Origin of the sequence: Chitinophaga sp., from assembly GCF_036569185.1 — a bacterium.
Taxonomy (GTDB): domain Bacteria; phylum Bacteroidota; class Bacteroidia; order Chitinophagales; family Chitinophagaceae; genus Chitinophaga.
Map to the genome: position 1 here is coordinate 1 of NZ_DATCRD010000237.1, position 4,855 is coordinate 4,855.

The following is a 4,855-nucleotide window of genomic DNA, read 5'->3' on the forward strand; positions in this document are numbered from 1 at the left end:
CTGATTAGCCGGATAATTTTTTAGGCGAAGATTGTCGCGGAATTTGTCTTGGAACACTGATTACGCTGATTATGATGATTATATGGATATTTTTCTTAATTTTTTTTAATACAGTTCTGAGATAAAAGCGTATATGCCACTCATATCTTCCTTTATTATTATAAAAAACTCAAAAAGACATCCATGTAATCATCATAATCAGCGTAATCAGTGTTCCAAGACAAATTCCGCGACAATCTTCGCCTAAAAAATTATCCGGCTAATCAGCATAATCAGTTTAATCCTGAGTCAGACAAACTCCGCTCTGTCATTTTTTCGGGTGGCTTGTCATGATTTGTCAGTATGAAAGCAAGTAGATACCTTCGTGACCTGCAAATTTGACCCGAAAAGGCCATTGGCATAATTCTCGTGGGCGGAAGAAACAAAATTCACAAACATCTTTTTTAAATAAAAACTACTATGGCTAAACAATTAAGTATTAAACCTTTAGCTGACAGGGTAATCGTGAAACCTGCAGCAGCAGAAGAGAAAACAGCTGGCGGTATCATTATCCCCGATACTGCGAAAGAAAAACCTGTGAGAGGCACCGTGGTGGCTGCCGGACCCGGTAAAAAAGATGAACCGATCACTGTGAAGGTAGGAGATACCGTACTCTATGGTAAATACTCTGGTCAGGAACTCCCTATCGAAGGCGAAGATTACTTAATCATGCGTGAATCTGATATCCTGGCAATCGTTTAAGCGCTGTCCGCGATATGAATTAATTCCTAAAAGAAAAATCTTAAAGTATTATGGCAAAACAAATCTTCTTTAATATAGACGCCCGCAACAAAATGAAGAAAGGCGTTGACACACTGGCTGATGCCGTTAAAGTGACCCTGGGCCCTAAAGGCCGTAACGTAGTAATCGAGAAAAAATTCGGTGCTCCGGGCGTAACCAAAGATGGTGTTTCCGTAGCAAAAGAAATTGAACTCGAAGACGCTATTGAAAATATGGGTGCACAAATGGTAAAAGAAGTAGCTTCCAAAACTGCTGACCTGGCAGGTGATGGTACTACCACTGCTACTGTGCTGGCACAGGCTATCATCGGCGACGGTTTGAAAAACGTAGCTGCCGGTGCTAACCCAATGGACCTGAAACGCGGTATCGACAAAGCTGTAAAAACAGTTGTTGAAAACCTCAAGAAACAGTCCGAAAAAGTAGGTAACGATACCCAGAAAATCGAACAGGTGGCTTCCATTTCCGCCAACAACGATGCTGAAATCGGTAAACTGATTGCTGAAGCAATGCAGAAAGTAACCAAAGACGGCGTTATCACCGTTGAAGAAGCAAAAGGTACCGATACTACTGTAGAAGTAGTGGAAGGTATGCAGTTCGACCGTGGTTACCTGTCTCCTTACTTCATTACCAACAGCGAAAAAATGCAGGCTGAGCTGTCTAACCCTTATATCCTGATCTACGATAAAAAGATCAGCACTATGAAGGACATCCTGCACATCCTGGAAAAAGTAGCACAGCAGGGCGCTCCGCTGGTAATCATCTCCGAAGATCTGGAAGGTGAAGCACTGGCCACCCTGGTGGTAAACAAACTGCGTGGTACCCTGAAAGTGGCCGCTGTAAAAGCTCCTGGTTTCGGCGACAGAAGAAAGGATATGCTGCAGGACATCGCTACCCTCACCGGTGGTATCGTTATCAGCGAAGAACAAGGTTACAAACTGGAAAATGCTGACCTGACTTACCTCGGTAAAGCAGAATCCATCACTATCGATAAAGACAACTCTACCATCGTAGGTGGTAAAGGTGAAAAAGACGCGATCCAGTCCCGCATCGGACAGATCAAAGCGCAGATCGAAGTAACTACTTCCGACTACGACCGCGAAAAATTACAGGAACGCCTGGCTAAATTAAGCGGTGGTGTGGCTGTACTGTACGTTGGTGCTGCTACTGAAGTAGAAATGAAAGAAAAGAAAGACCGTGTGGACGATGCTTTACACGCTACCCGCGCTGCCGTTGAAGAAGGTATCGTACCTGGTGGTGGTGTGGCTTACATCCGCGCTATCGAAGCCCTGAGCTCACTGAAAGGTGACAACAACGACGAACAGACCGGTATTTCCATCGTTAAACGCGCTATCGAAGAACCATTACGCCAGATCACTGCCAACGCAGGTATCGAAGGTTCTATCGTAGTACAGAAAGTGAAAGAAGGTAAAGCTGATTTCGGTTTCAACGCACGTACAGAAGTTTATGAAAACTTACTGGCTGCCGGTGTTATCGATCCAACTAAAGTTACCCGTATTGCACTGGAAAATGCTGCGTCTATCGCTTCTATGCTGCTGACTACCGAATGTGTAATCGCAGACAAACCAGAACCTAAAGCTGCTGCTCCTGCTATGGGCGGTGGTGGCCACGGTATGGGCATGGACTACTAATATCAGTTGGTAAAAACATAAAAAACTCCTGCAGACCTGGTGCTGCAGGAGTTTTTTTATGCGGATCACTTTTCCGCTGTAACTTTATCCCCCGATCTCCGTTTAACAACGAGATAGTAAACAGAAGCGGATGAATACAGTTGTAAAAATAATTTGCGTAAGCCTGCTTTTAATATCAGGAGGCTGTAAGAAAAGCACCTCCAACGAACTGCTACAGGCGGATGCCGTAGCCGAAAACAGCATTCAGCGTTACCTGCTGGATCATAACGAAATTGCCACCAGGGACGTTTCGGGGCTTTATTATACCGTGCAGAAACCCGGCGACAGCACCCATTTCGTAAAAGCGACTTCCATTCCCACCGTTATCTATACTAATTATTTACTTACAGGCGAGGTAGTAGGCACCTCCCTCGGGCCTACCGATTTCGATCACCGTATGCTCAAGAACCATATCCCAGGCTGGCAGATAGGACTGCAGAAAATATCACAGGGAGGCAAGATCAGGTTATATATCCCTTCCAACCTGGCTTACGGCGCCGTAGGCATCGCAGGTATTATTCCTCCTAATGCTATCCTCATTTCTGACCTGGAACTGGTAAGTATCCGGTAGATGTATTATCTTTTGCCAATTGTATTATCACCTTTTAATTATCATAAAACTGAAACCGTAACTGTATGAAGAAAGTTTTCCTGTTGGGAGGGTTATTCCTGTTAATGCTTGCTGCCTGTTCGAAGAAAGATGATGGACCTGCCTATGATCCTATTGCACAATATGATGCAGATTCCGCAAAAATTGTTGCTTATATAGCCGCCAATAATATTCCCAATGTACAACATGAGCCCCGCGGTATTTTTTACCAGATCGTTACTAAAGGAACGGGCGATTCAGTAAACCCTGCGGCCAATGTATGGGTATCCTATAAAGGCCAGTTACTGGATAAAACGGTTTTTGACAGCAGCGACAGCGCCAGGTTCGACCTGAACAGGGTGATCTCCGGATGGACCATCGGTATCCCTAAAATCCGTAAGGGTGGGGAAATTAACCTGATCCTGCCTTCTATCTATGCTTACGGCCCGAGCGCTTCTGCTAAGATCCCGGCCAACTCTGTGCTGTTGTTCAATGTAAAGCTGAAAGACTACGTTAATAAATAATTAGTGCTCGCATACTGAAAGCGGTACCGGTTATGCCGGTACCGCTTTTGCATTTGTATTATTCCCCCGCTTTCCGTTAATTTTACAGATAAATAAAAAATTAGTGGCACACGAATGTATTTCCGTATTCGACATTTTTAAGATAGGCGTTGGCCCTTCCAGTTCCCATACCCTGGGGCCCTGGCGCGCCGCCCTGCGTTTCCTGGATCAGCTGGAGCAGGCTGGTAAACTCCCAGCGGTAAATAAAATGCAGGTATTATTATATGGCTCCCTTGCCAAAACAGGCCACGGCCACGGTACAGACATTGCTGTACAGCTGGGCCTCTGCGGGGATGATCCGGTAACTTTTGATGTAACCCGGATCAATGCCAAAATGGATGATATCCGCCGCAACCGCAGGATGAAAATAGCAGGTAAATATGAAATAGATTTTGACCCCGTTGAAGATATTGATTTCCTCTTTGAAGAATCATTACCCTTTCACCCCAACGCCCTTACCTTCCTCGTTACTTTTATGGATGGTGAGCAACTGGCTTCTACCTGGTATTCCATCGGTGGCGGCTTTGTGGTACAGGAAGGAGATGCCGGCAGTAACGCACAGCAGGTGGATCTGCCCTTCCCTATAGATACTGCCCGTCAGCTGCTGCAATGGTGTATCAAAACAGGGTACAGCATTTCCGAGCTGGTGCTGGAAAATGAACTGGCCTGGCGCCCGGAAGAGCAAACCAGGGCAGGACTGCTGAACATCTGGCGCGTAATGCAGGAATGTACCTACCGTGGCTGTCATACCAGTGGGGAATTACCCGGAGGATTGAAAGTGGGTCGCCGCGCTGCAGTGCTCAATAAAAAATTACTGAAAGGCCGTACCTATACAGATTATGCATCGTGGATTGACGCTATCAGGGCGGGTGGTGAGCATTTCAGCTATACGCTCGACTGGGTAAGCTGTTTTGCACTGGCCGTAAATGAGGAGAATGCATCTTTCGGAAGAGTGGTAACAGCGCCTACCAATGGTGCTGCGGGCGTAATTCCGGCAGTTTTACAATATTTCATCGCTTTCTGTGATGGCTTCCATGAAGAAAAGATCCAGCAGTTCCTGCTTACAGCTTCAGAAATAGGCAGCATCTTTAAAAAACGCTCCACCATTTCTGCCGCGATGGGCGGATGCCAGGCAGAAATAGGGGTATCGTCTGCCATGGCGGCAGCCGCCCTCACCGAATGCCTGGGCGGTTCCCAACGCCAGGTGCTGATGGCGGCGGAAATAGCTATGGAAC

General features: G+C 46.2%; 5 protein-coding genes. All 5 read left to right on the forward strand.

The genetic code is table 11. From position 1 onward, the window contains the following. The first annotated feature begins 459 nt into the window (after positions 1 to 459). Positions 460 to 741, forward strand: coding sequence for a co-chaperone GroES (locus VIM72_RS17925; protein WP_079473337.1), 282 nt, complete (start codon positions 460 to 462; stop codon positions 739 to 741). 50 nt (positions 742 to 791) lie between these two features. Continuing rightward, positions 792 to 2,429, forward strand: a complete 1,638-nt coding sequence (groL, locus tag VIM72_RS17930; RefSeq protein ID WP_332004200.1) for a chaperonin GroEL — start codon at positions 792 to 794, stop codon at positions 2,427 to 2,429. A gap of 130 nt (positions 2,430 to 2,559) precedes the next feature. After that, positions 2,560 to 3,039 (forward strand): FKBP-type peptidyl-prolyl cis-trans isomerase, encoded by a 480-nt coding sequence (locus VIM72_RS17935; protein ID WP_332004201.1) that lies wholly within the window; start codon positions 2,560 to 2,562, stop codon positions 3,037 to 3,039. A 65-nt stretch (positions 3,040 to 3,104) separates the two neighbouring features. Next, positions 3,105 to 3,581 (forward strand): FKBP-type peptidyl-prolyl cis-trans isomerase, encoded by a 477-nt coding sequence (locus VIM72_RS17940; RefSeq protein WP_332004202.1) that lies wholly within the window; start codon positions 3,105 to 3,107, stop codon positions 3,579 to 3,581. Positions 3,582 to 3,684: 103 nt separating this feature from the next. Beyond that, positions 3,685 to 4,855: L-serine ammonia-lyase (locus VIM72_RS17945; RefSeq protein ID WP_332004203.1), on the forward strand; the 1,171-nt coding region annotated here is incomplete at its 3' end.